This window comes from Spongiactinospora sp. 9N601 (genome assembly GCF_044326295.1).
Taxonomy (GTDB): domain Bacteria; phylum Actinomycetota; class Actinomycetes; order Streptosporangiales; family Streptosporangiaceae; genus Spongiactinospora; species Spongiactinospora gelatinilytica.
On the sequence record NZ_JBIRBB010000015.1, the window covers coordinates 73,146 to 96,307 of the forward strand.

Here is a 23,162-nt window from a genome sequence, read left to right on the forward strand (position 1 = left end):
AACCGACGCTTCTTCGGGAGATCCATGGGGCTCCTCGAAGGATTGTGAATCAGAGTTTCTTCCCATGGTGGTCCCTCTTGCCGATCTCGCGCGTCGTCAGGTGTAGAGGTAGATGTCCAGCGCGGAAGCGACATAGGACATCGGATTGGCGATCGTAAAACCGTCACCGCCCGCGAAAAGCAACCCTACCGGATTTCGCGACGCGTTCCAGGTCCAGATCGAAGATCCGGAGTCTCCCGGCTGGCTGAAGTTTCCCTGGATGAGGACCTGGTTGGCGAACCATGCTTTGCCCGCGGCTCTGTAGTCGATCCAGCCCGACCAATTGAGGCCGGTGACGGTGCCTGTTCTGAGTTGCGTGGTCCGGCCGGACTTGCCGACGACCATGCCCAGGGAAGCGGAGATGATCTGATTGCTGATCCGGAACAGGGCCACCCCGCCGCCGGAGACGTAGCCGATCTCCCGCCGCACCCGGTCCGGCCAGCACCAGCCCGTGGCGCAGTCGACGTAGTTGGTCGGCCCGCCGAATCTGAGCGGGACGAACCGTTCCAGTATGGCGATCTGATGGGTCGGGCAGGTGCCTCCGTCGGCGGGTCCCGGTTGGCAGATGCAGTCGCCGTACGCTGCGTTGTTGCTGTTGGCGAGGACGTGGTTGTTGCTGAGGCAGAGCACCCGCTGGTTGCGCGGCGCGGTCCGGCCGGTGGCGAGACAGCCGATCGTTCCGGCCGTGATGCGGAAATGACCGACCGAGAAGCCGCCCGGCGCGGGGCGGATGAGAGCGCGGTTCGGCAGCGCGTCGATGATTCCGCTCTTGACCACTTTGATCGGAGTGTCGCCGGCGGCCCGGACGCCCATGGCGTCCACCACTGTCGAGCGCACTGCATCGAGCGAGGACGACTCTGCCACGTACACGGTGACTATCGGGGTACCTGGATCAACACCGTCGTCGGGGCCGGACATTCCGATGGCCACCCCTTGGAGGTTTCCGATTCCCGACAGGCTTTGTGCAGAACCCACGCCCTGCTGATCCTGCCCACTTCGCTGGATCGCCGCGGCGATCTCCTCTTTGGTGTCTATCGTCTGGCTCGGGACGCCCGCCTCGATGAGCGGGGAGAAGGAGAATGACGCCTGTTCCTCGCCGCCTTCGGTCGGCGGCTGAAAGCTCACCGATGCGTCTTCTGCCGATTGTCCGGCATTGTCGTCGCCGGACGGGGCATTGAAACCCCCATCGTTTCCACCAGGTACGCTCACGGGGGGTCTCCTTTCGCTTTGCTTGTTCTCCCGGGCAATTTTCCGGGACCTCTCCGGGTCTTCCCTGAGCGATTGATCGAAAAGAGCGCGGTCGCTTTTCTTGGCGCACACTTTCCGGTCCCCGGGCGTCGGCGCGCGGACCCCGGGTCCACCGGGCGGGCAAGCCGGAGGGGCTGGACACTTGTATTGGAACCGATGTGTCCGTATATGATGCTGAACGTGCGACCAATATCGGAAGAGGATCTGACCGCGCGGGCCCGGATTCGGGACGCCGCGATGGGGCTGTTCGCGGAGCAGGGGGTCAAGGCGACCACGATTCGGGGGATCGCCGAGGCGGCGGGGGTTTCGCCTGGGCTGGTGCAGCACCACTTCGGGAGCAAGGAGGCGCTGCGGCGGGCGTGTGACGAGTACGTGATCGGCTATATCCGGGGCCAGGTGGCCACCGGTGTCACCGGCGGCAACCTGGAGCGGCCGGAGTTCATCGAGAACGTTCACCGGACCGCGCCGCCGTTGATGAAGTACCTGTGCCGGGCGCTGGTGGACGGCTCGCCGGAGGCGCGGGCCATGTTCGACGAGCTGGTGAGCGTGACGGAGGAGCACCTGGCCCGCGAGAGCGGGCCGGAGGCCGACCACCGGGCCCGGGCGGCCGTGCTGACCGCGATGAAGCTGGGCATCACCGTGCTGCACGAGCACGTCTCGCGGGCCCTCGGCACCGACATCTACTCCCCGCCCGGCGCGATACGCGTCGGCAAGGCGCATCTCGACCTGATCAGGCCCGAGTTTCTGGGCCAGAAGCTGTTCGACCAGGCCCGTACCGGGCTGGCGAAGTACGAGGGGGAGCAATGAGCGCCGCCGCCATCCGCACCGACAAGCTGGTCAAGACCTTCGGGAAGGCCACCGCCCTCGACGGGCTGGACCTCACCGTACGGCCCGGCGAGGTACACGGCTTCCTCGGTCCGAACGGCGCCGGCAAGACCACCACCATCCGGATCCTGCTCGGCCAGATGCGGGCGACCTCCGGCAGGGCCGAATTACTGGGCGGCGACCCGTGGCGCGAGGCCACCGAGCTGCACCGGCGGCTGGCGTACGTGCCCGGAGATGTCACCCTGTGGCCGTCGCTGAGCGGCGGCGAGGTCATCGACCTGCTGGGCCGGACGCGCGGCGGCCTCGACCCCCGCAGGCGGGCCGAACTGCTCGACCGCTTCGAGCTGGACCCCCGCAAGAAGTGCCGCACCTACTCCAAGGGCAACCGGCAGAAGGTGGCGCTGGTGGCCGCCTTCGCCTCCGACGTGGAACTCCTGGTGCTGGACGAGCCGACCTCCGGCCTGGACCCGCTCATGGAGGCCGTCTTCAACGAGTGCGTCGCCGCCGAGAAGCGCACCGGGCGCACGGTGCTGCTGTCCAGCCACATCCTGTCGGAGGTGGAGGCGCTGTGCGACCGGGTGAGCATCGTGCGCGCCGGGCGTACCGTCGAGACCGGCACCCTGGCCGAGCTGCGGCACCTCACCCGCACCTCGGTGACGGCCGAGCTGGCCGGGCCCGCGCCGGGGCTGGCCGCGCTGCCCGGCGTACACGATCTCAGCCTGAACGGCGACCGGCTGAGCTGCCAGGTGGACGGCGAGGCGCTGACCGCCGTGCTCGGTGAGCTGGCCGGGGCGGGCGTGCGCGCGCTGACCACGCAGCCGCCGACGCTGGAGGCGCTGTTCCTGCGGCACTACGCGGGGGCGGCGAAATGACCGGCGCCTGGACCGGCACCTGGACTTTGGTCCGGCTCATCCTGCGCAGGGACCGAGTGCTGCTGCCGGTGTGGATCGCCATCAGCGCGGTGGTCCCGGCGTCCATCGCCTCCGCGACCACCCGCCTGTACCCGGGCCAGGCCGCCCGGGAGGCGTTCGCCGCCGTGTCGATGAGCAACCCCGCGCAACTGGCCACCCGCGGCATCGTCTACGACGCGAGCGTCGGGGGCCTGACCGCGTGGACGCTGGGCGCGTCCGGCGCGCTGATCGGCGGGCTGATCAGCATTCTGCTGGTGATCCGGCACACCAGGGCGGAGGAGGAGGCCGGGCGGCGCGAGCTGCTGTCGTCCGGCGCGATCGGCAGGCACGCGCCGCTTGCCGCCGCCCTCGTGGTCGTCCTGGCGGCCGGGCTGCTGCTCGGGCTGCTGGCGATGCCCGGCCTGACCGGGAACGGCCTGCCGGTGGGGTCCTCGCTGCTGTTCGGGCTGTCCTACGCGGCGGGCGGCTGGGCGTTCGCCGCCGTGGCCGCGGTCGCGGCGCAGGTCAGCGCCTCGTCGGGAACGGCACGCGGGATCGCCCTCGCGATCGGCGGGGTGCTGTTCGCGGTGCGGTCCGTGGCCGACATGACGGGGACCGGCTGGCTCGCCTGGCTGTCGCCGTTCGGCTGGGTACGGCTGACCGAGCCCTACGCCCGTGACCGGTGGTGGGTGCTCGGCCTGGTCGCGGCGTTCGTCGTGGCCCTGTCGGCGGTGGCGTTCGCGCTGTCCGCGCGGCGGGACGTGGCGGGTGGCCTGGTACCGGCCCGGCAGGGGCCTGCCGAGGGGGCGCTGACCGGCGTGCTCGGGCTGGCCGGGCGGCTGCACCGGGGCGCGCTCGTGGGCTTCGCGGCCGGGTTCGCGGCGATGGGCGCGCTCGTCGGCGGGGCGGCGCGCGGGCTGGACGCCCAGTTGGACACGCCGCAGTTCCGGGAACTGGCCATGACCATGGGCGGCGCGGGCGTGCGGGTTTCGGAGGTGTTCTTCACATTCGTCATGTACGTCCTCAGCCAGCTTGTCGCGGGGGCGGCGCTGGTGTCGGCGCTGCGCGTCCGCGGCGAGGAGGCCGCGGGCCGGGCCGAACTCCTGCTGTCCGGCCCGGTCGGCCGGGTCCGCTGGGCGCTGAGCCACCTGGCGTTCGCGTTCGCGGGCCCGGCGTTGCTGCTGGCCGTCCTGGGGGCGGCGGCGGGGCTCGTCTACGACGGTGACGTGCTCCGGGTCGCCGGGGCGGCGCTGGCGTACCTGCCGGCGGTGTGGTTCGTGACGGGGGTGGCGGTGCTGCTGTTCGGCGTACTGCCCCGGCTGGCCATGGCGGTGAGCTGGGTCGTGCTCGGCGCGTTCCTGGTCATCGACCTGCTGGCGGAGTTCCGGCTGGTGGAGGGGGGCGTGCTGGATCTGTCGCCGTTCATCCATGTGCCCGCGCTCCTGCTGGACGCCGGGCCGGCGCAGACCGGGCCGCTGGTCGTGCTGACGCTGCTGGCCGCGGCCATGGCGGCGGCGGGGCTGGTCCTGCTGCGGAGGCGTGATCTGATGCCCTCGGCCTGACGGTCAGCCGCTCGGCGGCTCAGGGGCCATCGGCCGGGCCGTACGCGCGCAGGAAGGCGGCGACCGCCGCGTCGGCGAGCCGGTCGCGTTCGGCGTCGGCCACGTCGCCCGCCTCGCTGCCGTAGAACATCGCCCGGTTCACCGGGATCCACAGCAGCAGGCCCACCAGGTGGTCGGCGCCCAGGCCGGCGTCGTCGAGGGAGAGCCGGCCGCGGGCGGCGAGGCGTTCGAAGCAGGTGGTCAGGGTCGTGAGTACGCGCTCGAACCCGCCCTCGTACCAGGCGCGACCCAGTTCGGGGAACCGGTCGGCCTCGGCGATGACCAGCCGGCGCAGCCGGAGCACCTCGGGGCGCAGCAGCGCGTCGAGGAACGCGCGGGCCAGCCGGCGCAGGTCCTTCGCGGGGTCGTCGCCCTCGTCGAGGGTGGCCGCGACCACCTTGACGAGGGCGTCCACCTCGGCGGTGGTGGCGAGGACGATGTGGGTGAAAAGCTGCTTCTTGTCGGTGAAGTGCTTGTAGACGGTCTGCTTGGAGACCCCCGCGAGCGCCGCCACCTCGTCCATGCTGGCGCCGACGTAGCCGTTGCGGAGGAAGACCGCCATGGCGGCCTCGGCGATCTGGCCGCGCTTGCGGGCCGTGCGGCCCGCCTCACCATCGATGTCTGTCATACGCCCTCTCTCTCCGATGAGGAGTACAGTACTAGACAGTTCCGTACTGATGCCAGTACTGTACCGTCCAGTTCCCGAGAGAAATGGACATATGACGTGAGTACTCTCCAGGACCAGGTGCAGCAGGCCGCCGACGAGCTGGTCGCCTCCGGCCGCGAGCACGGCCTCCAGGTGGCCGTCTACCGGGACGGCGCGCAGGTGGTCGATGTGGTCGCCGGGGTGGCCGACACCGAGACCGGGCGGCCGGTCACCGCGGACACCCCCTTCTACAACTTCTCCATCGGCAAGGGCGCCACCGCGACCATCGCGCACCTGCTCGCCGAACGCGGGCTGTTCGGCTATGACACGCCCGTGGCGGAGCTGTGGCCGGAGTTCGGGGCGCACGGCAAGGGCGGGGTGACCGTGCGCCACGTCCTCACGCACACGGCGGGGGTGCCCGGAGTACCGCTGGACACCACGCCCGAGGACGTCTGCCGCTGGGAGACCATGGTCGCCGCCCTGGAGAACGCCGAACTGTGGTGGGAGCCGGGGACCAAGGCGGGCTACCACGCCTACACGTTCGGGTTCCTCGTCGGTGAGATCGTCCGGCGGGCGACCGGCAAGCCCATCTCGCAGGTGCTGCGCGAGGAGATCGGCGAGCCGCTGGGCGTGGCCGGCGAACTCTACTTCGGCATGCCCGCCACCGAGCACCACCGGCTGGCCCGGCTGGAGGACGCGCCCATGGACATGTCGGCGTTCGCCGACATGCCGGCGGACCTGCCGATGTTCAAGGCGAGCCCGATGAGCCTGATGCCCACCGCCGCGCTGGGCAACCGGCCCGACTACCTGGCCGCCGACATCCCCGCCGGCGGCAAGACCACGGCCAGGGCCATCGCCCGCATGTACGCGGCGCTGCTCGGCGAGGTGGACGGCGTACGGCTGATCTCGCCCGAGCGGCTGCGCGAGGCGAGGGCCGTCGCCTACAGCGGGCCCGACGAGGTGTTCGGCATGCCCTCCACCTGGGGGCTCGGTTACGCGATCGGCCGGCCGGACTCCTCGCCGGAACAGACGCCCACGGTGTTCGGCATGGCCGGGGCCGGGGGCAGCGCGGCCTACGCCGACACCGCCACCGGGGTGACCGTCGCCATCACCAAGAACCTGCTGACGGCCGACTTCGGCACGGTGACCCTGATCGGTGACCTCGTCGCCAAGTCCGGTTCCTGACGAGAAGAATCGGCGTGGGCCGTGAACCGATCCGGCCCATACGCCGTCTCAACTAATGAGTGGCGATCGGCGGAGCCCCGCGGCTACGTTGAGAGCCGGTAAATCCCACGACGGATAAGGATCGGCAAGTGGACCACGAGGTGTATCGCATTGGCGGGCGCGGGCGCGCGCTGTCCCGCGTGTGCCTCGTGTCCCGGTGGCGACGCCGCTGACCTGCGAAGGTTCGGTCAAGCCGCCCGGGACACACCCAGGCGGCTTTTTCATTGGAATGACCATGGTTCGGCCTCGTAGCTCAGTGGAGAGAGCGCCGGTCTACGAAACCGGGTCTGTCGCAGGTTCGAATCCTGCCGGGGCCACGATCGACACAACCGAGCGATCGAGTAAAACGAACAACGGCCTGTAGCTCAGCCGGAAGAGCACCGGTCTTACGAACCGGGTGTCGCGGGTTCGATTCCTGCCGGGCCGACGTGGGCGACCGTGGTGTAGGCGGCAGCACGCCGGGCGTCGATTCCGGGGGTGCCAGTTCAAATCTGGTCGGTCGCCCTTCCTGCCCGAGTCCTGCCCGAGTCCTGCCCGAGACCTGCCCGGGCCCGTCCTGCGAGCCTCAGCACGTTGCCAATGTGCGAACGCACATGGTAGATGTGAGATATGAAGTGGGTGCTGTTCGACTTCGGCGGGGTCATCTGCGACCCGCCGGGGCCGCGCGAGGCCGCGGCCCTGAGCGGGCTCATCGGGGTGCGGGAGGAGCGCTTCTGGGAGGTCTACTGGCAGGGCCGGCTCGACTACGACATGGCCGCGGTCGACGCGGCCGGGTTCTGGGGCGGCGTCTACACGCGGCTGGGCCGCGCGGCGGGCGACGCGCCACTCGATGAGCTGATCGCGCTCGACCTCAAGATGTGGAGCTATCTCAACAGCGGCACTCTGGACATCCTGCGCGAGCTGGAGCGCCGTGCGGTGCCGCTGGCGCTGTTGTCGAACGCGCCGCTGGAGATGGCCCGGCTGATCGACGAGCAGCCGTGGGCGGCGGTGTTCAGCCACCGCTTCTTCAGCGCCGACATGCGCCGGGCCAAGCCCGACCCGGCGATCTACCAGGAGGTGTGCGAGCGGTTGGGCGTGTCGCCGGGCGACGTGGTGTTCGTCGATGACCGGGCGGACAACGTGGAGGCGGCCACCGCGCTCGGCATCTCCGGGGCGCTGTTCACCGACGCGGCGCGGCTGCGCGCCGACCTGGAGCACCTGATGCCCATATAATGAGACGGCATTCTCATATCATGGGATGTCCTGTTAGGGTCCCTGCCAAGCGGCGATCGCGAGGAGGGTGCCATGAGCAGGCATGCCGTCTACACGCACGGTCACGATGAGTCCGTACTGCGCTCCCACCGGTGGCGCACGGCCGAAAACTCGGCGGCCTACCTGCTGCCGCACCTCGCGCCGGGCCAGACCCTGCTCGACATCGGCTGCGGGCCGGGCACCCTCACGATGGACCTCGCGGCCCGCGTCGCGCCGGGCCGGGTCACCGCCCTGGAGGTGACGCCCGACGCGCTCGACCTGGCCAGGGCGGAGGCGGCCCGGCGCGGCCAGGGCGGCGTCGAGTTCGTGGTGGGCGACGTCCACGCCCTCGACCTGCCCGGCGACTCCTTCGACGTGGTCCACGCCCACCAGGTGCTCCAGCACGTCGGCGACCCGGTGGGCGCGCTCCGCGAGATGCGCCGGGTCTGCCGGCCGGGCGGCGTGGTCGCCGTCCGCGACAGCGACTACGCGGCCTTCGCGTGGTACCCGCGGCCACCCGAACTGGACGACTGGCTCGCCCTCTACCAGCGGGTCGCCCGCGCCAACGGCGGCGAGCCCGACGCCGGGCGGCGGCTGCTGTCCTGGGCCCGCGCCGCCGGTTTCACCGACATCACCGCCACCTCGGCCACCTGGTGCTTCGCCAACCCCGAAGACCGGGCCTGGTGGGGCGGCATGTGGGCGGACCGCATCCTGAAGTCCGACATGGCCGCCCAGGCCCTGGCCACCGGCACGGCCACCGAAGACGACCTGCGCCGCATCTCGGCGGGCTGGCTCGCCTGGGCCGAGTCGCCGGACGGCTGGCTGTCCATCCCGCACGGCGAGCTGATCTGCCGCGCCTGACCCGGGCAAGCGAAAGGCCCGCGACATGTCGCGGGCCTTTCTGCTGCTTGCTGCTTCTGTTACTCCAGGTACTCCCGGAGCGCCTGGGAGCGGGACGGGTGGCGGAGCTTGGACATCGTCTTGCTCTCGATCTGGCGGATCCGCTCGCGGGTCACGCCGTAGACCTTGCCGATCTCGTCCAGCGTCTTGGCCTGGCCGTCGGTCAGCCCGAACCGCATCGAGACCACCCCGGCCTCCCGCTCGGACAGCGTGTCCAGCACCGAGTGGAGCTGCTTCTGCAAAAGCGCGAAGCTGACCGCGTCCTCCGGCACGATGGCCTCGGAGTCCTCGATCAGGTCACCGAACTCGCTGTCGCCCTCCTCGCCCAGCGGAGTGCTCAGCGAGATCGGCTCACGGCCGTACTTCTGCACCTCCACGACCTTCTCCGGCGGCATGTCCAGCTCCCGGCCCAGCTCCTCCGGGGTCGGCTCGCGGCCGAGGTCCTGCAACATCTGGCGCTGCACCCTGGCCAGCTTGTTGATGACCTCGACCATGTGAACCGGGATGCGGATGGTGCGGGCCTGGTCGGCCATCGCCCTGGTGATCGCCTGCTTGATCCACCAGGTGGCGTAGGTGGAGAACTTGAATCCCTTGGTGTAGTCGAACTTCTCGACCGCCCGGATCAGGCCCAGATTGCCCTCCTGGATCAGGTCCAGGAAGAGCATCCCCCTCCCCGTATAGCGCTTGGCGAGCGACACCACCAGCCGCAGGTTGGCCTCCAGCAGGTGGTTCTTGGCGCGGCGGCCGTCCTCGGCGATCCATTCCAGCTCGGCACGGACATCGACGGGCAGCGACCCGAACTCCGAGGCCAGTTGCTCCTCGGCGAACAGCCCCGCCTCGATCCGCTTGGCCAGCTCGACCTCCTGCTCGGCGTTGAGCAGGGAGACCTTGCCGATCTGCTTGAGATAGTCCTTGACCGGGTCGGCGGTGGCGCCGACCGCGGCGGCTATCTGCGCGACGGGCTCGCCATCGTCTCCGATGTCGTCCTCAGCGTCGAGCAGGACGAAGGACTCGTCCTCCGGCCCGGCGGGCTCGGCCGGCGGAACCTCTTCCGGCTCGGCGATGGGTTCGGCGACCTGCGACGAGGTGGCGGCCGACGAACGACTCGAACGGGCAGGCGACACAGATACCTCCTGGCGCGACCGGACCCGATCTGCCATGTCAGATGCGCGGGTCCCACTTCAGGTATTGACGTATAACGCGATACCTGACGTTCCCGATTCCCGGTTATCGCATTTTCACTGGTCAGAGCCGTGCCACCCGGTCGGAATCGGTGAGACGGGCCCTTTCGTAGGAGGGTATCCGCTGTTCGGTGGTGCCTGGACCACCGCGCCGGAAACCCCCAGCCGGTCGGCGAAACCGCTGGCTAGAGTGCTGAACGTGCGGCACATGGGCGAAACCGGCGAAGGTTCCTGGCAGTCCGTGCTGACCGGCGTGGTGATCGTCATCATGTTCGCCGGTCTGTGGGTGGCGGCGCTGGTGAAGCCGTCCGTGCCGGTGGGGCCGCTGGACGTCGGGGCGTCCCTGGCCGGGGCCTGCGCGCTGCTGGTACGCCGCCGGTGGCCGCTGGCCGTACTGCTCGGCACGGCGCTGCTCTGCACCGTCTACTACCCGCTGTCCGTGCTGGACGGCCCCTTGGTCGCCGCCCTGTTCCTGGCCCTCTACACCGCCGCCGACCGAGGACGCGTACTGCCCGCGCTGCTGCTGACCGCCGCCGCGCTGGCGGCCATCGGGATCGAGGAACTGCGCGGCGACCCCCGGCATGTGGACGACAGCATGATCATGCTGGTCGGCGGCTGGATGCTCGCCGCCGTGGCGATCGGCGGGGTCACCCACAACCACCGCGCCTACCTGTGGGAGGCCGAGCAGCGGGTCCGCGCCGCCGAGCACGGCAAGGAGGAGGAGGCCCGCCGCCGTGCCCTGGAGGAGCGCCTGCGCATCGCCAGGGACCTGCACGACGTACTCGGCCACAACCTGTCCCTGATCAACGTCCAGGCCGGTGCGGCCCTGCACCGCCTGGCCGACCACCCCGAGCAGGCCGCGCCCGCGCTCGCCACGATCAAGGAGACCAGCCGGGACACGCTGCGCGAACTGCGGGCGACGCTCGGCGTACTCCGCCAGGGCGACCCCGAACGGCCCCCGGGCCTGGCCGGCCTCGGCGAACTGATCGGCCGCTGCGGGCTCGACGTCCGCACCGAGGTGGCGGGCGAGGTGACCGGCCTGCCGCCCGAGGTGGACACGGCCGCCGCGCGGATCGTCCAGGAGGCGCTGACCAACGTCGCCCGCCACTCGGGCGTACGGGCCGCCACGGTACGGATCCGCCGCTCCGGCGGCACGCTGCTGGTCGAGGTGGACGACGCTGGGCGCGGTACGGCGAGCGCCCCCGGCCACGGCATCACCGGACACGGCATCACCGGACACGGCATCACCGGACACGGCATCACCGGCCACGGCAGCACCGGCCACGGCAGCACCGGCCACGGCAGCACCGGCTATGGCATCACCGGACACGGCAGCACCGGCTATGGCATCACCGGGATGCGTGAACGGGCCGCCGCGGTGGGCGGCACCCTCACGGCCGGGCCGCGCCCCGGGGGCGGCTTCCGGGTGTCCGCCGCGATCCCATGCCCGAGTAACGCATCGGATGTATAAGGGACGCAGGACGACATCCGGGGGAGTACCCCGATGACCCGCCCTGGCGGGACGCGCCGGACGGTGCCGCCGGGCCATCCTCTTCTGTCATGGAAAGCACGCTCGACCTCGCCCGCTCGATGTTCGCCATCACGGCGGGAGGGCACTTCCTGTTCGTGGCGCTGACACTGGGGCTCGCCACGGTCGTCGCGGTCATGCAGACCCGGGCGACCATCAGTGGCAGCGCGATCCACCTGCGCATGACCCGCTTCTGGGGACGCCTCTACGTCATCAACTACGCCATGGGCATCGTCACCGGGCTCGTGATGGAGTTTCAGTTCGGGCTGAACTGGAGCGGCCTGATGCACTACACGGGCAGCACGTTCGGCGCGTCGCTGGCCATGGAGACGCTGCTCGCGTTCTTCCTCGAATCGACGTTCCTGGGGCTGTGGATCTTCGGCTGGGGGCGGCTGAACCGGTGGGCGCACCTGGCGACGATCTGGGTGGTCGCGCTGACCGCCTACGTCTCTGCGTACTTCATCCTGGTGGCCAACGGGCTGATGCAGAACCCGGTCGGGTACACGGTCGTGGACGGCGAGATGCGGCTGACCGACCCGGGCGCGGTGTTCGCCAATCCGGCGGCGCTGCAGGCGTTCGGGCACGTCGGTGCCGCCGCGCTGGTGGTCGCGGGGTTCCTGCTGGCCGGGGTGAGCGCCTACCACCTGCGCCGCCGTACGGCCGAGCAGGAGTTCTTCCGGCGCTCGCTGCGCGTCGGGGTCGGGCTGACGCTGCCCGGGCTGGTGGTCGTGACCGGGTTCGGCGACGCGCAGTTCGGCATCATGCAGGGCATGAAGGGGGCCGTGTTCGAGGGCGACGCGGCGCAGGTCGCGCGGTTCCAGGAGATGATGGCGGCCACCCACGGCCCTGGCGACTACGTGCCTCCGGCGGGGCCGGTGCAGGCGGGCGGCATCGTCATGCTGGCTCTGTGCGCGGTGATGCTGATGATCTCTGTGGTGAGCTTCGTGCTGATGTTCTTTCCGGCGGCGGTGCGGGGGCTGCGGGCGTGGCACGTACTGCTCATCGCGGCGGTGCCGCTGCCGTACCTGGCGATGCTGGGCGGGTGGGTGCTGCGCGAGATCGGCCGTCAGCCGTGGGTCGTGTACGGCAGGCTGACGACTGCGGAGGCGCTGTCGGATCTCACGCCCGGGCAGGTGCGGGTGTCGTTCTTCGGGTTCACCGCGCTGTTCGTGGCGATCGTGGTGATCAACGTCTGGATGCTGGCGCGGCACGCTCGGCGGGGGCCGGAGGAGCCGGTGGTGGCGCCGGTGTCGGTTCCGGTCGTGAGTTACTAGCCGTTCGCTGGGACCTTTCCAGTGTTCGCTGGGGATCTTCCGTGTTCGCCGGGAATGCGAAAGGGCCGGCCCGTCCCCCCGGGAAGCCGGCCCTTCGCGTGTTGTCCTCAGGGTGCGACGGGCTCCTCTTCGGCCGGGCGCTCGCGCGACGCGCGCTCCTCGGCCTCCAGGGCCTCGACCGACTCGCGGTCACGGTCGCGACGGTACTCCCTGACCGAGTACGCGATGGCGCCGACCCAGATGAGGGCGATGACGATGTAGGCGATCGTCTGCACGCCGCTGCTCGCGTCCACCCAGTCGCTGCGCAGGATGGTCCGCACGTTGGTGAGGATGATGACGCCGCCCACGGCCGAACCGAGGATGCGCGGCGGGATGTGCCGGACCAGCCAGGCCGCGATCGGCGCGGCGATGACGCCGCCGAGCAGCAGCACGAGGACCCAGGACACATTGATGTTCGCCGAGCCGATGCCGACCAGGAAGCCGATGCTGGCCGCGATGGCGACGATGAACTCGCTGGCGTCGATGGAGCCGATCACCTTACGCGGCGCGAGCCGGCCGCTGGCCAGGATCGCCGGGGTGCCGACCGGACCCCAGCCGCCGCCGCCCGTGGCGTCGACGAACCCGGCGACCAGGCCGAGCGGGGTCAGGAAGCGCTTGCGCAGCGGCTTGCCGAGGTTGCCCCTGGGCAGGCCGAACGCGGTGAACCGGATGATGATGTAAACACCGAGCGCGAGCAGGATGAGCGACATCACCGGGGCCGCGACCTCGGTGGAGAGGCTGGACAGGAAGGTGGCGCCCGCGAACGCGCCGACGCCTCCCGGGATACCGATCTTGGCGACGACCTTCCAGTCGATGTTCTTGAATCGCCAGTGCGAGATGCCGGACGCGAGTGTGGTGCCGATCTCGGCTAGGTGGACGGTGGCCGAGGCGGCGGCGGGGTTGGTGCCGATGGCGAGTAGGAGCGTGGTCGAAGTGACGCCGTAGGCCATGCCGAGGCTGCCATCGACGAGTTGTGCCGCCAGGCCGACGAGGCCCAGGAGGACGAGTGCGCGCACAACATCCCCTTCCTAGTATACCTACTGTGCTGATAGGAATTATGGTTTAACGTGATTGCGGATACGTCAAGTCCGTTTGGAACGTTGCGAAGATCGGGTAGGCGCTGACGTGTCGCGTTATGTCGCGAAAACCAGTCCTATAGCGGGCAGTCGGCGTGGGCCCGGCGATGAGATTGCCTGCATACACCCTGCTCAGGCTCTTGATCGCCTACACGTAGATCAGATACCCGGCACGCCGCCCCAGAAATGATCTGAGGCTGGAGCCCCCGCTCGTGACCGAACCGGTATGCAAAATGACACCGATCTACCGGTACACAGGTGTCCCATTAGTGACACTCACGTTCCTAGCCGCCCACCCGACACCCGACGGCCCGGCGCTCCGCGCCCAGGGGTCGGCTCCGCTCAATGCCGCGCTTCGCGCCCAATCGCCCTCGCTCCGCTCGGCCTGTTCTTTCCCATGTCGGGCTCCGCCCGACTCCCCGCCTTCGGCGGGAAGGCCGCGCTTCGCGCGCAGGGGGTCGGGCTTCGCCCAAGGGGCCGCGCTTCGCGCGAGAAGGCAGGGCTCCGCCCAAAGAACCGCGCTCCGCGCTCAATCGCCCTCGCTTCGCTCGGTCTGTTCCTTCTTTCTCATGTCGGGCTCCGCCCGACTCCCCGCCTTCGGCGGAGGCGACGCGCTTCGCGCGAGGAGCAGGGCTTCGCCCAAGGGGCCGCGCTCCGCGCAGAGGGGCTCCGCCCGAGAGGGCAGGGCTTCGCCCAAGGGATCGCCCTTCGCGCGCAGCCCTTCGGGCTTCGCCCGAAGGGCTGCGCTTCGCCCGAAGGGCTGCGCTTCGCGCGAGAAGGCAGGGCTTCGCCCAAAGAAGCGCGCTCCGCGCTCAATCGCCCTCGCTTCGCTCGGTCTGTTCTCTCTCGTGTCGGGCTTCGCCCGACGTGCCGCCTCCGGCGGAGGCGACGCGCTTCGCGCGAGGAGCAGGGCTTCGCCCGTGGGCCGCGCTCCGCGCGGAAGGGCGGGCTTCGCCCGACGCTTGCTCCACCGGCCCGACACCTAGGATCGGCACCACCGAAACAACGATCCACCCGGAAAGCGCTGGCCACACACCCCACTGGAGGCGTGGATCACCGATAACCCCGCCATACAACACCCAGCTCGCGTCTCCTCCGAAGTGGCGAAGTGTTCCCCGCGAGCGGGGATGGCCCACTCCTCGACGGTGCCGCGGGAGAGCGCTCCCCGGTACACGCGGGGATGGCTCGTGCCGCACCGTCCCGCCGAACTGTGTAGTGCTGTGTGCCTCGCACGGCTGCCCCTGACCTTGGGGGACAGGCTCTCGGCGGTGTTCTTGCTGCGGGCGCGAGGGATGGTCCGTGGAGCTGAGGGGGGACATGCTCATCGAGGCTGCGAGAAGATCACTCTCATCCGCCCTACAGAGGCGCGCGGTGCGACGATGTGCAGATGCGGATGCTCCATGAACTGATCGATGGGAACGACCCGGCATGGCCGCTGTTGCAGGAGGAATTCGCAACCACATCCGTCCCGCTGCAGGTGTTTGCCGGCGATCCCGAGCAAGGTCGTTCCTGCTTGTTACAGCTCCAGGTCAGTGTGGAGTCGTACCTTGGTGCGCTGGCCCTGCACTCCGGCGGACTCATCCTGGACTGCGGATGGCTGCGGGTGTTCGGCGGCTCGTCGATGACCGGTGTTGACGCGCTGCCCAGCCTGGCTCAGATCAATCGCTTTCCCGCCGTTTTCGATCCGGGATGGCGTCCCATCGATGGCCTGATCGTGGGACAGGACATTCTCGGTGGGGTCTTCGCGCTGAACGGCCACGATCCGGGTGCGGCTGAGCGCCCGGGCGCTCCCGGAGAAGTGCTCTATTTCGCTCCCGAGTCCTTGGAGTGGGAAGCGCTGGAGATGGGCTATGGCACGTGGGTGAACTGGCTGCTGTCCGGTCGTCTGGAGGAGTTCTATGACGGTCTGCGCTGGCCAGGCTGGCAGGCCGAGGCTTCGGTACTGACGCTCGCCCAGGGGATCGCCGTTCACCCTTTCCTGTGGTCGAAGGAAGCCCATACCGACCTGCCGAGCACCAGCCGGAGGGCAGTCCCGATGAGTGAACTGCTCCGCCTGAACATTGACTTCTGCCGGAAACTCGGACTGAAAAGTCCTGGATTTCTCGGGAACGTATGACCTCGGTGGTCGGGGTCCGGCCGCGAAGGTTCGAGGCGTTTCCTCGGTGGCGATCTTTTGTTGGTCAGGGCTGTCAGCATGGCGAGGTGATCGCAACAGCGGCCGACTGCGTACGGGATGCTGCAACTCTGCATAGTCGTCCACGCGGTACGACCGGCTGAGGATGTGCGCCGCCGTGCCGAGTTGCGACACCTGGCCGGTCGGTGAGTTCAGTAGGTCGGCGAACTCATCGTGGACCCGTGTGGCGACGTCGGGGACCAGGAGGCTGTGCAGGTAGAGGGTGGCCACGCCGAACCCTACGGGGGCGCGGCCCCAGTACTCCCAGTCGAGTATCCACAGCCGTGGCCTGGTCAGGTTGGACCAGTGCAGGTCTGTGTGCTCGGTGCACATCGCCGGGGCCGGAAGGTCCAGCTGACGCTCGTAGGTGTCGCCGAGTTCGCGTAGGTAGGCGTCGGCGTCGTGGTCGCCCCGTTCGGTGGGGTGACCGGCGAGGGCGTCCAGGGCTGTGCGCAGGCCCGTCCACCAGGCGTTGGGCAGCGTGATGGCCTTGCGCAGATCGGCGGTGGGGGAGCACGATGTGTCGGGGACGTACGTCATCAACTCGGCGTACATCTCAACAGGCGGCTCGCTCCATTCCACGCGTTCGATCAGGGTGGGCTTGGGGACGCCCGTGATGTCGGCAGCGTCGGCGTTGCCGTTCCAGGCTTCGCCTTGCGCCCAGTCGTGGTGTTCGGCGGTCGCCCGCAGCCAGAACCGGCCGCCCTGGCCAAGTGCGGCCGATCCGATGGTACGGTCCCGCCAGCCGAACACCACATCGCCGGACAGTGTGACGCCGAGCCGTTCGGCTCCCTCGGCCAGGATACGCCGCAGGAAAAGGCGTTGCCCGTTCTCGCGATCTTCGGTGGTCACACGCTCACTTTCCCACTGATGGGCCTGCACCTCGTGTCAGGGTCGCACAGCCGCTCGTCCGGCTCGCTCCACGGCGAGTGCTACGTATAGCGATCTTGGTTGCCGCCCCACAGGTGTACTCGTCGTTCACGTCGAGCTTTGGCCTGACGCGCACGATTCAGCGCGTGCCACTCCGCCATCCACCGGTCCGGCTCGATATCGGCATCTGGCCACCAGGAAGGAAGAGGGACCACACGATAGGTGGCCAGGATCTGCTGCCTGGCCTTGTCGTTGGTCGTCACATGACCTCATCGCTAAGGCGTTCGGTCCGGCAAGGCGTGCCGATGGACTGCGGTCTGGCGCACGAGCGGTACCGGGGCTTCGCATGCGATGGTGGCCTGCCGGCGTGGTCGACCACGGCGTGGCCTCCCATGCGTCCCCGGCCACAGCGATGGTGATCCCGTCTCGGCGGTGTGCGGTGACGAGTGTGGTGCCGTACTGGTAGTTGTAGATGGCCCCTCGGGGAGCAAGGACGAGCCGTGCGTACCGTACGCGGCCACGACCTTCGGTGAAGGCGCCGAGGGCGCCGATCATGGTCCTTTCGGCGACGACTTCGCAGTCGGTCACGCCGCTCATGCTGCGCTCGCCGGCTTCGACCTCCCACACGGCCAGCAGATCGTCACCTGCGGGCGAGGCTGGGGTGCCGGAGGCAGGGAGCAGTGCGCGGCGGAGGACATCGTTGTCAGGTGGGACGTGTGACATGATCCTCCGTCGCGAGGGTGCACCATGTGGGAGTCGGAAGCGGGGCCTGCGGGTGGTGCCACCAGGCACGAGGATGCGCGGGAGGCCGAGCCCGTTCCTCGGGGCATGGGGAAGGCGGCGTACATCGATGTGTGCCGGGGGCCGTGATCCGGTAATGCGGCGATGTCGGGTTCGCCGCGCATAAGGGAAGTCGTGTTATATGCCGCCACGCCTGCGGGATCAAGCATTTCGAGTCGGCGGCGTAGGAATATGTAGCCCCCTGGTAAGGTTGCCGCTCCGGCGGCTTTGCCCCTTTTGCTAAAAGTCGCATAGGTAACCTCTTCTCGCTGCTCACCCCCGCTGCAGATGAATGTTGACGCGCCACGTCAATCGCCGACAATGGAGTTTCGCGGAAGCGGCTTTTCCGTTTGGCGACAATGGAGATGACGTAGGGAGGCAACCTATGGGCCATAAGCCGACCAGCAGTCGTCGTCGGGAAATCGAACGACATGCCCGAGAAATCATGCTCGATGGCCTTCGGCGGGGCCTTGCCGTCGAGGAGACGGTGAACAGGATCTTGGCCGCAGTGCCGGATGTCATGCCCCTGGAGGCATGGCGCTTCGCGAGTGGATGGACGCGCCCCGAGGTGAGCGCCCGGTTGGACATGCTCTACCAGTCGGACGGGCTGGCTCCACCAGGGATCGACCAGGCCACGCTGTGCAGGTGGGAGCACGGCGAGCGACGGCCTGGGGATGAGCGGATCGAGTACCTCTGCCGCCTGTACCGCACTCGGCCCGATCGCCTCGGGTTCGGGATCGACCACAGCCCAGTAGACGTCGATCATCTACAGCGGATGGGCATCCTGGACGCGTTCCCGTACACGAGTCAAGAGTCCGAAGCCGACCTGGTCAGGCGCATCGAAGCGGCCGGGCAACGCGTCAACCTGTTCGGCCTGACCAGGAACTTCTACGGGCATGAGCGGATCTTGCCGCTGCTGGAGGCCAAGGCCGCGACGGTTCCCGTCCAGATCTTCGTCATGGACCCGTACTGCGACTCCCGTCGCGACCGGTACCGGATCGAGCCCGCCGAGGCGGCCATGGAGGACCCGGCCCGGTATGTCCGGGAGATCCTGCGCCCCCTGCACGAGACCGCCGCCCGAGCGCCCGAACTGCGGGTGTACCTCTACAACTTTCCCTGTTCGTTCGCCATAGAGGAGATCGACGACGTCTGCCGGGTGATGCTCTACGGCCACGGAAAGCGCGGCACACAGGGCCCGATCCTCACCTTCGGCGAGGGTACGGCGGCGCACGCGTATTTCGCCGATCAGATTCGCTGGTTGGAACGGCTCGCCGAAGGCCCGCATGCGCCGGAACCCTGGGCGAGCAAGGGGCTTGTCGTCCGGAAGGTGCGGTTTTGACGTGAGGATCGTCAGGCTTGGTCGAGGTCTGTGCGGGTCAGGAGGGCGTGGAGGTGGATGCCGTGGGCGGCCAGGGACTCTGGGCCGCCCTCCTGGCGGTCGATGACGCAGAGGGCGTGGTCGATTCGGGCGCCGAGTTCGCGCAGTTGGCCGGTGGAGATGGCGACCTGGCCACCGGAGGTGACCACGTCCTCGATGACCAGGACCTGGCGGTCGTTGATCTCGGCGCCCTCGGCGAGCCGGGCCGTGCCGTACGGCTTGGCGGTCTTGCGGACGAAGGCGCAGGGGAGGCCGGTGTGCCGGCCGAGGGCGGTGACCACCGCGATGCCGCCCATTTCAAGGCCGGCGAGTACCTGTGTGCCTGCGGGGACCAGGGGGGCCATGGCCTCGGCCAGTTCGTCGAGCAGGATCGGGTCGGCCTCGAACCGGTACTTGTCGAAGTATTCGTCGGCCACGCGCCCCGAACGCAAGACGAACCGGCCGTTCAGCCGGCTGCACTCGCGAACCCGACGGGCAAGATCCACCGTACTCACCGCGACAGCATGCCACACCTCTGGAGATCAGGCGGCAGCGGTGTGGACGGTGCGGTGGAGGGAGGCGGTCTTGGCGTCGGTGGCGGTGGCGACGGGGTGGCCGGCGAGGTTCCAGCTCCAGGAGATGGTGGGGGTGATCCGCAAATAGTTGCCCGGACCGAGGTGGCCGGTCCGGTCGACGAGTTCGGCGGTGCCGTAGATGCGGATGAAACGGGGGGACCAGGGGTCGGTGGCGGCGAGGTCGTCGATGACCAACGAGACCTTGGTCTGGCCGGACCGTACGTTGCGGACCCGGCGGGTCTTCGCCGGGTCGATGCCGCCGATGTAGATGTGGCCGTCGGCGTACTCGAAGCCGGTGGCGACGACGTCCGGCTGGCCGTCGGGGGAGACGGTGGCGAGGCGGGCGAGCGGCTGCGAGCGCATGTAGGCGATCTCTTCTTCGGTGAAGGACATGGTCACCACTCTTCAACCTCAACCTTGGTGGAGGTCAACCCGAGGGAAGGCAGTGGGAAGGCAGGGGGAAGGCATCGCGTTGACGGCCGGCCGCGTTCGACATGATGATCAACACATGTCGAGAAATGTCGTCACGACGACGGGCCTTGTCGCCGTCGTGTTGTTAGCCGGGGCCTGTGGCACGGAGCGGGTCGCCGTGCCGATGGTTCGTCAGGCCGCCACCACGGCCCCGTCGCCCCTTCCGTCGCCCCTGCCATTGCCTCCCGACGCCTCGGGGACGCCGGTTCCGGGGATACCGCACAGAGAGACGCCCGGCCCGGTGCCCCGGCCCGATGTCGGGGTCATCACCGGGACTCCGGAGCCCGCGCCTCCCGCGCCGCCCGCGCCGAGCCCCGTGCCGCCGTCCCTGTTGCCGGACACGATGAGCCCCGACGCCACGCGCATCCCCGCCACCGGCATGTCCGCCCTGCCGCCGCCACCGCCCGTCCTGGCGTCCTCGCTCGCGGAGCCGTACGCCACCGGCACACCCCTGCCGCCCACGGGCCCGCCACGCTTCATCGTGGCCGGACGCTCGCCCATCGCGCACTACAAAGGCCGGGCCAAGGAGCCGTCCAGCCACACCCTCGTCCGCCCCGCCGTACACGACGCCGCGACCGGGAAGCTCATCGCCGAGATTCCGCTGCCGCCCGGGGTGACGACGTCCTGGCAGTACGTCGCCGCCGCGCGGGACAACCGCACGTTCGCGGTGTCCACCCTGACCCGTCCCGGGGGCGAGGTCCGGTACATCGTCGTACGGCTGGACGACCAGGGCCGCGCGGCGAAGACGCTGCTCGTCCCGGGCGACGTGGACGACGCGTACAAGGTCGCGCTCAGCGCGGACGGATCTCGACTGGCGTTCGCCAACTTCGACAGGGTCTCCATCGTCGATGTCGTGACCGGGCAGCGCCGGGACTGGAACAGCGGCTCGATCATGATCAGCGGCCTGGCCTGGTCTCCGGACGGGCGGCGGCTCGCGTTCGCCGCGTCGCGGCACGGGCTGGGCGTCCTCGACCCGGCCCGGCCGGAGACGGACCTGATCGCCGCGTCCACGATCGTCAAACCACATGACGGGATGCCGCTCCTCAGCTCGGTCGCCTACTCCGCCGGCGGCGGGTCGCTGATCTACTCGCAGGGCCACGAGATCGCGACGATCCCGGCCGGCGGCGGCGGGCAGTCGCGTACGCTCGTCCGGCTGAGGCTGCCAGGCGGCGGGATGCTCCAGCGGTTCGCCCTGGAGGGCACCGGCCGGTACGCGCTCGCCACCCACGGGCCATGGCTGATCTGCGTGGACCTCGAAAAGGGCACGGCCCGCACGCTCCGCGACCCGGGCGACTTCGGGCAACCCGCCTGGTGAGACCGCCGCTGTCAGCGGTATGTCAGGGCTGACAGCGGACTGTGCGCGGATTGACAGCGCGGTCGCGCACGATATGCGGCATGACGACAGGCATGAGCACATCTGCCCCCGCCTTCGAGGCGGAGGGTCTGACCAAGCGCTTCGGGGATACGGTCGCGCTCAACGGGATCGACCTGGCCGCCAGGCCGGGGACCGTACTTGGCGTGCTCGGGCCGAACGGGGCGGGCAAGACGACGGCCGTGCGCATCCTCGCGACGCTGCTGCGCGCCGACGGGGGCCGCGCCACCGTGGGCGGGCTCGACGTCGTGCGGCATGCCGAGCGGGTGCGCCGCATGATCGGGCTGACCGGGCAGTACGCGTCGGTGGACGAGGACCTGACCGGCACCGAGAACCTGGTCCTCATCGGCGAACTCCTCGACCTGCGCCGCAAGGACGCCAAGGCGCGGGCGGAGGCGCTGCTCGCGGAGTTCGGGCTGGCCGAGGCGGCCGGCCGGCGGGTCAAGACCTACTCGGGCGGCATGCGCCGCCGCTTGGACCTGGCGGCGAGCATGGTCGGCCGGCCCAGCGTGATCTACCTGGACGAACCGACCACCGGCCTGGACCCGGCCAAGCGCGACGACGTCTGGAACATGGTCCGCGCGCAGGTCGCGGACGGTGTCACGGTACTGCTGACCACGCAGTACCTGGAGGAGGCCGACGCCCTCGCCGACGAGATCTCGGTCATCGACCACGGCAAGGTCATCGCGCACGGCACCCCGGCGGAGCTGAAGAGCGTGGCGGGCGGCCAGACCATCCTGGTGCGGCCCACCGATCCGGCCAGGCTGGAGGAGACCGGGGCGATCCTGAGCGCGGTCGCCGGGCGCAGGGCCGAGTCGCCCGGCCGGGGCGTGATCACCGTCCCGGTGGACGGCGACGCGGCCTTCACCGAGGTGGTGGGACGGCTGGCGGCGGCCGGTATCGGCGTCACCGAGCTGTCGTTGCGCCTGCCCAGCCTGGACGAGGTCTTCTTCACCCTGACCGGAAGCCACACCACTGAAGAGGAGGCGGCGTGACCGTCACGGAAACCCGCGCCATGGCCAAGGCCCCGCTGCCGGCCACGGATCCGCGCCCGCTGGGGCTGATCAGGCACAGTTACACGCTGGCCAGGCGCAGCATCATCAAGACCATCCGGACCCCGGAACAGCTCATCGACGTCACCCTCCAGCCGCTGATCTTCCTGGTGATGTTCGTCTACCTGCTGGGCGGCGCGGTGTCGGGGTCCACCGAGGCGTACCTCCAGCACATCCTTCCGGCGATCATGGTCCAGACGGTGATCTTCGCGGGGATGGCCACCGGCGTCAACCTCAACACCGACATCGCCAAGGGCGTCTTCGACCGGTTCCGCAGCCTGCCCATCGCCCGGTCCGCGCCGCTGCTCGGGTCGGTGGCGGGCGACCTGATCAGGTACCTGGTGGCGATCGTCTCGCTGCTGCTGTTCGGCACGCTGATGGGCTTTCGGGTGCAGACCGATCCGCTGTCGGCGCTGCTGGCCTGCGTGGTGACCATGGTGTTCGCGTTCAGCGTGAGCTGGATCTTCGTGCTGTTCGGGATGCTGATGCGCGAGCCGGGCGGTGTGCAGGGCGTGGCGTTCCTCACCATGTTCCCGCTGACCTTCGGGACCAGCATGATCGCGCCCAAGGAGACGCTGCCGGGCTGGTTGCAGGCGTGGGTGGGCGTCAACCCGGTGTCGCATGTGATGGACGCGGCCCGCGGGCTGATGGTCGGCGGGCCGGTGGTGGCGCCGGTGCTCTGGACGCTGGGGTGGAGCGTGGTGTTCTTCGCGGTGTTCGCCCCGCTCGCCGTCCGGGCCTACCGCCGCAAGGCATGACCCGCAATGACCATATAGGGGCACATATAGAGGCCAATAGGGGCCATATAGGG

20 protein-coding genes and 3 tRNA genes are annotated in these 23,162 nt (G+C 69.4%); 16 read left to right on the top strand and 7 right to left on the bottom strand.

The window, feature by feature from the left end:
* Window positions 1–96 precede the first annotated feature (96 nt).
* Window positions 97–1,248 carry a hypothetical protein gene (locus tag ACH34R_RS31760; RefSeq protein WP_397565250.1) on the bottom strand — a complete coding sequence of 384 codons (1,152 nt, stop codon included), beginning with the start codon at window positions 1,246–1,248 and terminating at the stop codon, window positions 97–99.
* Window positions 1,249–1,467: 219 nt separating this feature from the next.
* Between ACH34R_RS31760 and ACH34R_RS31765 the strand changes: the two genes are divergently transcribed.
* From ACH34R_RS31765 to ACH34R_RS31775, 3 genes are read left to right on the top strand one after another with little or no spacing between them, the layout of a single operon-like run.
* Window positions 1,468–2,094, top strand: coding sequence for a TetR/AcrR family transcriptional regulator (locus ACH34R_RS31765; RefSeq protein WP_397565251.1), 627 nt, complete (start codon window positions 1,468–1,470; stop codon window positions 2,092–2,094).
* Window positions 2,091–2,984: an ATP-binding cassette domain-containing protein gene (locus ACH34R_RS31770; protein WP_397565252.1), complete on the top strand. Its 894-nt coding sequence runs from the start codon at window positions 2,091–2,093 to the stop codon at window positions 2,982–2,984. The genes ACH34R_RS31765 and ACH34R_RS31770 overlap by 4 nt, the downstream gene beginning before the upstream one ends.
* The gene (locus ACH34R_RS31775) at window positions 2,981–4,564 is read left to right on the top strand and encodes an ABC transporter permease (protein ID WP_397565253.1); all 1,584 of its coding nucleotides are present in this window, start codon (window positions 2,981–2,983) and stop codon (window positions 4,562–4,564) included. The genes ACH34R_RS31770 and ACH34R_RS31775 overlap by 4 nt, the downstream gene beginning before the upstream one ends.
* A 19-nt stretch (window positions 4,565–4,583) precedes the next feature.
* Here ACH34R_RS31775 and ACH34R_RS31780 read toward each other — a convergent pair whose 3' ends face one another.
* Window positions 4,584–5,231, bottom strand: a complete 648-nt coding sequence (locus ACH34R_RS31780; protein WP_397565254.1) for a TetR/AcrR family transcriptional regulator — start codon at window positions 5,229–5,231, stop codon at window positions 4,584–4,586.
* 96 nt (window positions 5,232–5,327) lie between these two features.
* On the opposite strand from ACH34R_RS31780, the gene ACH34R_RS31785 reads away from it, so the two are divergent.
* The 6 genes from ACH34R_RS31785 to ACH34R_RS31810 all read left to right on the top strand — a co-directional run bounded on the left by ACH34R_RS31785 (window position 5,328) and on the right by ACH34R_RS31810 (window position 8,564).
* Window positions 5,328–6,434 carry a serine hydrolase domain-containing protein gene (locus tag ACH34R_RS31785; protein WP_397565255.1) on the top strand — a complete coding sequence of 369 codons (1,107 nt, stop codon included), beginning with the start codon at window positions 5,328–5,330 and terminating at the stop codon, window positions 6,432–6,434.
* Between the two features lie 281 nt (window positions 6,435–6,715).
* Window positions 6,716–6,790, top strand: a tRNA-Arg gene (locus tag ACH34R_RS31790).
* 37 nt (window positions 6,791–6,827) lie between these two features.
* A tRNA-Val gene (locus tag ACH34R_RS31795) sits at window positions 6,828–6,900 on the top strand.
* A gap of 5 nt (window positions 6,901–6,905) precedes the next feature.
* Window positions 6,906–6,977: transfer RNA gene (locus ACH34R_RS31800), tRNA-Arg, on the top strand.
* Between the two features lie 105 nt (window positions 6,978–7,082).
* Window positions 7,083–7,685, top strand: a complete 603-nt coding sequence (locus tag ACH34R_RS31805; RefSeq protein WP_397565256.1) for an HAD family hydrolase — start codon at window positions 7,083–7,085, stop codon at window positions 7,683–7,685.
* A gap of 72 nt (window positions 7,686–7,757) precedes the next feature.
* Entirely contained in the window at window positions 7,758–8,564 is an 807-nt protein-coding gene (locus ACH34R_RS31810; protein WP_397565257.1) for a class I SAM-dependent methyltransferase, read from the top strand.
* Between the two features lie 59 nt (window positions 8,565–8,623).
* Here the strand turns inward: ACH34R_RS31810 and ACH34R_RS31815 are convergent, their stop codons facing one another.
* A complete protein-coding gene (locus tag ACH34R_RS31815; RefSeq protein WP_199536974.1) occupies window positions 8,624–9,763 on the bottom strand; it encodes an RNA polymerase sigma factor in 1,140 nt (379 codons plus the stop codon).
* A gap of 229 nt (window positions 9,764–9,992) precedes the next feature.
* On the opposite strand from ACH34R_RS31815, the gene ACH34R_RS31820 reads away from it, so the two are divergent.
* Window positions 9,993–11,255, top strand: a complete 1,263-nt coding sequence (locus ACH34R_RS31820; RefSeq protein ID WP_397565258.1) for a histidine kinase — start codon at window positions 9,993–9,995, stop codon at window positions 11,253–11,255.
* 89 nt (window positions 11,256–11,344) lie between these two features.
* The gene (locus tag ACH34R_RS31825) at window positions 11,345–12,586 is read left to right on the top strand and encodes a cytochrome ubiquinol oxidase subunit I (RefSeq protein ID WP_397565259.1); all 1,242 of its coding nucleotides are present in this window, start codon (window positions 11,345–11,347) and stop codon (window positions 12,584–12,586) included.
* Window positions 12,587–12,693: 107 nt separating this feature from the next.
* On the opposite strand, the gene ACH34R_RS31830 is transcribed toward ACH34R_RS31825, so the two are convergent.
* The gene (locus tag ACH34R_RS31830; protein WP_397565260.1) at window positions 12,694–13,641 is read right to left on the bottom strand and encodes a sulfite exporter TauE/SafE family protein; all 948 of its coding nucleotides are present in this window, start codon (window positions 13,639–13,641) and stop codon (window positions 12,694–12,696) included.
* 1,453 nt (window positions 13,642–15,094) lie between these two features.
* Between ACH34R_RS31830 and ACH34R_RS31835 the strand changes: the two genes are divergently transcribed.
* Window positions 15,095–15,817, top strand: coding sequence for a DUF2625 family protein (locus tag ACH34R_RS31835; RefSeq protein WP_397565367.1), 723 nt, complete (start codon window positions 15,095–15,097; stop codon window positions 15,815–15,817).
* 989 nt (window positions 15,818–16,806) lie between these two features.
* Here ACH34R_RS31835 and ACH34R_RS31840 read toward each other — a convergent pair.
* Window positions 16,807–17,007 carry a hypothetical protein gene (locus ACH34R_RS31840; RefSeq protein WP_397565261.1) on the bottom strand — a complete coding sequence of 67 codons (201 nt, stop codon included), beginning with the start codon at window positions 17,005–17,007 and terminating at the stop codon, window positions 16,807–16,809.
* 1,004 nt (window positions 17,008–18,011) lie between these two features.
* On the opposite strand from ACH34R_RS31840, the gene ACH34R_RS31845 reads away from it, so the two are divergent.
* Window positions 18,012–18,863, top strand: a complete 852-nt coding sequence (locus tag ACH34R_RS31845) for a helix-turn-helix domain-containing protein (RefSeq protein ID WP_397565262.1) — start codon at window positions 18,012–18,014, stop codon at window positions 18,861–18,863.
* Between the two features lie 11 nt (window positions 18,864–18,874).
* Here the strand turns inward: ACH34R_RS31845 and ACH34R_RS31850 are convergent, their stop codons facing one another.
* Window positions 18,875–19,387, bottom strand: a complete 513-nt coding sequence (locus ACH34R_RS31850) for an orotate phosphoribosyltransferase (RefSeq protein ID WP_397565263.1) — start codon at window positions 19,385–19,387, stop codon at window positions 18,875–18,877.
* Between the two features lie 36 nt (window positions 19,388–19,423).
* The gene (locus tag ACH34R_RS31855) at window positions 19,424–19,849 is read right to left on the bottom strand and encodes a PPOX class F420-dependent oxidoreductase (RefSeq protein ID WP_397565264.1); all 426 of its coding nucleotides are present in this window, start codon (window positions 19,847–19,849) and stop codon (window positions 19,424–19,426) included.
* 319 nt (window positions 19,850–20,168) lie between these two features.
* Between ACH34R_RS31855 and ACH34R_RS31860 the strand changes: the two genes are divergently transcribed.
* From ACH34R_RS31860 to ACH34R_RS31870, 3 genes are all read left to right on the top strand, one after another.
* Entirely contained in the window at window positions 20,169–21,242 is a 1,074-nt protein-coding gene (locus ACH34R_RS31860) for a WD40 repeat domain-containing protein (RefSeq protein WP_397565265.1), read from the top strand.
* Window positions 21,243–21,334: 92 nt separating this feature from the next.
* Window positions 21,335–22,294, top strand: coding sequence for an ATP-binding cassette domain-containing protein (locus tag ACH34R_RS31865; protein WP_397565266.1), 960 nt, complete (start codon window positions 21,335–21,337; stop codon window positions 22,292–22,294).
* Window positions 22,291–23,109 carry an ABC transporter permease gene (locus ACH34R_RS31870; RefSeq protein ID WP_397565267.1) on the top strand — a complete coding sequence of 273 codons (819 nt, stop codon included), beginning with the start codon at window positions 22,291–22,293 and terminating at the stop codon, window positions 23,107–23,109. Before ACH34R_RS31865 ends, ACH34R_RS31870 begins: the two co-directional genes overlap by 4 nt.
* Window positions 23,110–23,162 lie beyond the last annotated feature (53 nt).

What these genes read in the sequence shown, in the direction of transcription:
- ACH34R_RS31865 (WP_397565266.1), top strand. Translation starts at nt 21,335, where the DNA reads ATGAGCACATCTGCCCCCGCCTTCGAGGCGGAGGGTCTGACCAAGCGC.
- ACH34R_RS31815 (WP_199536974.1), bottom strand. Translation starts at nt 9,763, where the DNA reads ATGGCAGATCGGGTCCGGTCGCGCCAGGAGGTATCTGTGTCGCCTGCC.
- ACH34R_RS31805 (WP_397565256.1), top strand. Translation starts at nt 7,083, where the DNA reads ATGAAGTGGGTGCTGTTCGACTTCGGCGGGGTCATCTGCGACCCGCCG.
- ACH34R_RS31775 (WP_397565253.1), top strand. Translation starts at nt 2,981, where the DNA reads ATGACCGGCGCCTGGACCGGCACCTGGACTTTGGTCCGGCTCATCCTG.
- ACH34R_RS31810 (WP_397565257.1), top strand. Translation starts at nt 7,758, where the DNA reads ATGAGCAGGCATGCCGTCTACACGCACGGTCACGATGAGTCCGTACTG.
- ACH34R_RS31825 (WP_397565259.1), top strand. Translation starts at nt 11,345, where the DNA reads ATGGAAAGCACGCTCGACCTCGCCCGCTCGATGTTCGCCATCACGGCG.
- ACH34R_RS31855 (WP_397565264.1), bottom strand. Translation starts at nt 19,849, where the DNA reads ATGTCCTTCACCGAAGAAGAGATCGCCTACATGCGCTCGCAGCCGCTC.
- ACH34R_RS31770 (WP_397565252.1), top strand. Translation starts at nt 2,091, where the DNA reads ATGAGCGCCGCCGCCATCCGCACCGACAAGCTGGTCAAGACCTTCGGG.
- ACH34R_RS31835 (WP_397565367.1), top strand. Translation starts at nt 15,095, where the DNA reads ATGCTCCATGAACTGATCGATGGGAACGACCCGGCATGGCCGCTGTTG.
- ACH34R_RS31820 (WP_397565258.1), top strand. Translation starts at nt 9,993, where the DNA reads ATGGGCGAAACCGGCGAAGGTTCCTGGCAGTCCGTGCTGACCGGCGTG.
- ACH34R_RS31780 (WP_397565254.1), bottom strand. Translation starts at nt 5,231, where the DNA reads ATGACAGACATCGATGGTGAGGCGGGCCGCACGGCCCGCAAGCGCGGC.